Genomic DNA, 3,986 nt, shown 5'->3' with positions numbered 1-3,986 from the left:
CAAAAAACCGGAACCGATACAGTTCGATCCCCCTAAATCCCCCTTACAAAGGGGGACTTTGAGTCCGGATGTCAAACCCTCAAAAATTCGGGGACGCTTGAGACTCCCCCCCTTCGCAAGGGGGGGTTGGGGGGGATCGAGGGGGGCGGGTAAAAAACCGAATCTGAAATAAGGACAAATAACCTCTCCGTGTCCTCTGTGCCTCTGTGGTGAAAAATTTCCCCCACCCCACACCCTCCCAAAGGCCCATCCCAAATCCCTCCGGGGGGCAATTCGCAGCGATCGCGGATTATGATATAAATATGAAAAATGAAACAATTATGAAATCAGTCCATCTCGATGACACAGACTTTCCACCCGAGAAGCCTCATCCTCGCCGCCAGCCTGACGCTGGGGGTTTGGCTGTCCGGGTGTAGCGGAACCCAGATCGACCCCCCCCCAAATGGGGAAAATACGGCCGAAAACGCCCAAATAGCGGGCGATCGCCCCACCAACGAAGATGGCAAACCGAAAGTTCTGACCACCTTCACCGTACTGGCGGACATGGCCCGAAACGTGGCGGGGGACAAACTGATCGTGGAATCCATCACCCGCATCGGCGCCGAAATCCACGGCTACGAACCCACCCCCAGCGACATCGTCAAGGCCCAGGACGCCGACCTGATCCTGTACAACGGCATGAACCTGGAACGGTGGTTCGAGCAATTTTTGGGCAACGTCGAAAACGTGCCCGCCGCGGTGCTCACGGACGGCATCGAACCCGTCCCCATCGCGGAAGGGCCCTACACCGACAAACCCAACCCCCACGCCTGGATGTCCCCCCAAAACGCCCTCGTCTACGTCGAAAACATCCGCGAAGCCTTCGTGGAGCTCGACCCGGACAACGCCGCCACCTACAACGCCAACGCGGCAGCCTACAGCGAAAAACTGCGGGCGATCGACGAACAGTTGCGGCGGGATCTCGCCCAAATTCCCGAAAATCAGCGGTATTTGGTCAGTTGCGAGGGGGCGTTTTCCTATTTGGCCCGGGATTACGGCATGAAGGAAATTTATATGTGGCCCATCAATGCCGATCGCCAGTCCACCCCCAAACAGGTGCAAACCGTCATCGAGAAGGTGAAAGCCAGCGACGTGCCCACCATTTTTTGCGAAACCACCGTCAGCGACGAGGCCCAAAAAGAGGTCGCCAAAACCACCGGCGCCCGATTTGGCGGCAACCTCTACGTCGATTCTCTGTCCCCAGAGGACGGCCCGGTGCCGACCTATTTGGACTTGCTCGAATACGACGTCCGCACCATTTCCAACGGTTTACTAGCCGGCAGCAATACCCCCTAATTCTTCCCCTTAAAAGGACACACTTTAACTCCCCCATTTCAAAGGGGGGCTGGGGGGGATAAAAAACCAATTTACATACAAACAAACTATCTCTATCTCGAACCATGATTTCAACCACAATTCCACTTTTAAATATCACGGTCGATCGCCTCAGCGTCACCTACAATAACGCCAGACTCGCCCTGTACAACGCCAACTGCACCGTCGAACCGGGAACCATCACCGCTTTGGTGGGGCCCAACGGCGGCGGCAAATCGACGCTGTTCAAATCGATCATGGGGTTTCTGCAACCCACCGAAGGGCGAATTCGCGTCGGGGATCTGCCGGTTAAAAAAGCCCAGAAACGCCAGTTGATGGCCTATGTACCCCAGTCGGACGAGGTGGATTGGAATTTTCCGGTCAGCGTCTTCGACGTGGTGATGATGGGCCGTTACGGTTATATGAATTTGCTGCGAATTCCGGGGGCAAAAGATCGGCGGATGGTGATGGAAAGTCTGGAACGGGTGGGGATGACGGAATTCCGCCACCGCCAGATCGGGGAACTGTCCGGGGGTCAGAGAAAACGGGCGTTTTTGGCCCGGGCGCTGGCCCAGGAGGGCAAGGTTATTTTGTTGGATGAACCGTTTACGGGGGTGGATGTGAAGACGGAAAAACAGATGATCGATTTATTATTGCAGTTGCGGGATGAGGGACACACGATTTTGGTTTCCACCCACGATTTGGCGTCGATTTCTACGTTCTGCGATCGCACCATTCTTCTCAATCGGACTATCCTCGCTTCGGGCACGACAGAGGACACTTTTACGGAGGAGAATTTGGCTTTGACGTTTGGGGGGCGGGAATTTCAATGAAAAATGAAATTTGGTTTTTTTGTTGATTGCATCGGGTCTGGTTTTGTCGTCCCCTAAACTTCCCAATCATCTTCAGATGATTTCTGCTGTTAGCTTGGGAATTGATTCCCAAGCGATCCGGATTAGAAACCGGATTTCTATTACAATCTTGCAATTTTAACCCGAGATCTATTTAGAAACCCGGTTTCTTTCTTGAGACACCATTGAGTTTTTACTATGAACAATTTAATGACATCAATTCCGATTTTGAATTGGCTGGCGGAACCGCTGCAATATGGATTTTTGGTGAAGGCGATTTGGGTGAGTGCCTTCGTGGGGCTCATCTGTGCGGTGCTTTCCTGTTATGTTACACTGAAAGGCTGGTCGCTAATGGGGGATGCGATTTCCCATGCGGTGGTTCCGGGGGTGGTGGTGGCTTACGCTTTGAATATTCCGTTCGCGATCGGGGCGTTTGTGTTCGGGTTCGGGGCGACGGTGGCGATCGGTTATGTGAAGTCGAAAACTCGCCTCAAAGAGGATGCGGTAATCGGGGTGGTATTTACGGGGTTCTTCGCCTTCGGGATCGTGTTGGCGACGAAGATTCCCAGCAATATCGATTTGTTCCATATTTTGTTTGGGAATGTTTTGGGTATTTCTCAGCAAGATATCGTGCAAACGTTGATCGCCGGGACGATTACGCTGGCGGTGATTTTATTGAGGCGAAAGGATCTGTTATTGTTTTGTTTCGATCCCAACCACGCCCAGGCGATCGGTTTGAATACCCAGATGATGTATTATACCCTGCTTTCGGTGATGGCTTTGACGATCGTGGCGGCGTTGCAGACGGCGGGGATTATCCTGGTGATTTCCATGTTGGTGACGCCGGGTTCGATCGCGTATTTGTTGAGCGATCGCTTCGATCGTATGTTGGGAATTGCGATCGTCAGCAGCGTCTTTTCCTGCGTCTGCGGAACCTATCTCAGCTATCACCTGGATGTCTCCACGGGGGGTTGCATCGTCGTGGTTCTGACGCTATTATTTCTAGTGGCGATGGTCTTCGCTCCCAAGTACGGCATCCTGGCTCAGAGTTTCCGAAAACCCTCCGAAGTTTAGTCCCGTGAGGCGTAGTCCAGTAGGGTGGGTTAGGCGCGGCAGTAATTTGTCGGAAAAACCCACAACTTTTAATCCGCGCCGTAACCCACCATTTCTTTAATAAATCAATAGTTTCAGGTGCGTTAATGAGCTACGCTCGCAGAAAAAGGGTAAAATAAAAACAGGGCAGAGGGCAAAAGGGTAAGAGCGCTAAGGGCGAAGAGTCTCCGGGGGCGGACAGACGACGCGGAAACCGTTGAGGTCGAGGAGGTAGCCCGGGACGAACCAGTAGCGGCTGGTACAACGACAGTAAACAGGATCGAAGTACCACGAACCGCCGCGGAGCACTCGGGGTTTTCTCAATAATAAGTTAACTAAACCTCCGTTCAATAAGTTTACTAAATTATCAACATAGTTATCGTAGATATCTTTTCCATCCCAAACTCGACCATCCGATGGCGCACTCTTGTAGCTGTCATGCCAGGGGTCGGCGCACCACTCCCAAACATTCCCGTGGATGTCGTACAAGCCAAAGGCATTGGCGTGTTGAAACTGACCAACAGGGGTCGTTGTTTTGCGGTTGCGAGAGTAGTTGGCGAGGTCGGTGGTCAGGGTTTCACCGACATGAAACGGGGTGGTGGTTCCGGCTCGAGCCGCATATTCCCACTCAGCTTCACTGGGCAATCGGTAGGGTTTGCCGATTTTTTTCGAGAGGCGGGCGCACCACTC

4 protein-coding genes are annotated in these 3,986 nt (G+C 53.0%); 3 read left to right on the top strand and 1 reads right to left on the bottom strand.

Translation table 11 applies throughout. The features are described 5' to 3' along the window. The first annotated feature begins 339 nt into the window (after window positions 1-339). The 3 genes from LKE08_RS07570 (at window position 340) to LKE08_RS07560 (ending at window position 3,278) form a co-directional block, all read left to right on the top strand. A complete protein-coding gene (locus LKE08_RS07570; RefSeq protein ID WP_324703604.1) occupies window positions 340-1,335 on the top strand; it encodes a metal ABC transporter substrate-binding protein in 996 nt (331 codons plus the stop codon). Window positions 1,336-1,439: 104 nt separating this feature from the next. Further along, window positions 1,440-2,186: a metal ABC transporter ATP-binding protein gene (locus LKE08_RS07565; protein WP_324703603.1), complete on the top strand. Its 747-nt coding sequence runs from the start codon at window positions 1,440-1,442 to the stop codon at window positions 2,184-2,186. 216 nt (window positions 2,187-2,402) lie between these two features. Then, window positions 2,403-3,278, top strand: a complete 876-nt coding sequence (locus tag LKE08_RS07560) for a metal ABC transporter permease (RefSeq protein ID WP_324703602.1) — start codon at window positions 2,403-2,405, stop codon at window positions 3,276-3,278. Between the two features lie 189 nt (window positions 3,279-3,467). Here LKE08_RS07560 and LKE08_RS07555 read toward each other — a convergent pair. Beyond that, on the bottom strand, window positions 3,468-3,986 hold a 519-nt coding region (locus LKE08_RS07555), incomplete at its 5' end, for a formylglycine-generating enzyme family protein (protein ID WP_324703601.1).

This window comes from Lyngbya sp. CCY1209 (genome assembly GCF_035615495.1).
GTDB lineage: Bacteria > Cyanobacteriota > Cyanobacteriia > Cyanobacteriales > Microcoleaceae > Limnospira.
Note: the sequence above shows the minus strand (reverse complement) of the source record. Positions and strands in the feature narration are given on the sequence as shown.

What these genes read in the sequence shown, in the direction of transcription:
- LKE08_RS07560 (WP_324703602.1), top strand. Translation starts at nt 2,403, where the DNA reads ATGAACAATTTAATGACATCAATTCCGATTTTGAATTGGCTGGCGGAA.
- LKE08_RS07570 (WP_324703604.1), top strand. Translation starts at nt 340, where the DNA reads ATGACACAGACTTTCCACCCGAGAAGCCTCATCCTCGCCGCCAGCCTG.
- LKE08_RS07565 (WP_324703603.1), top strand. Translation starts at nt 1,440, where the DNA reads ATGATTTCAACCACAATTCCACTTTTAAATATCACGGTCGATCGCCTC.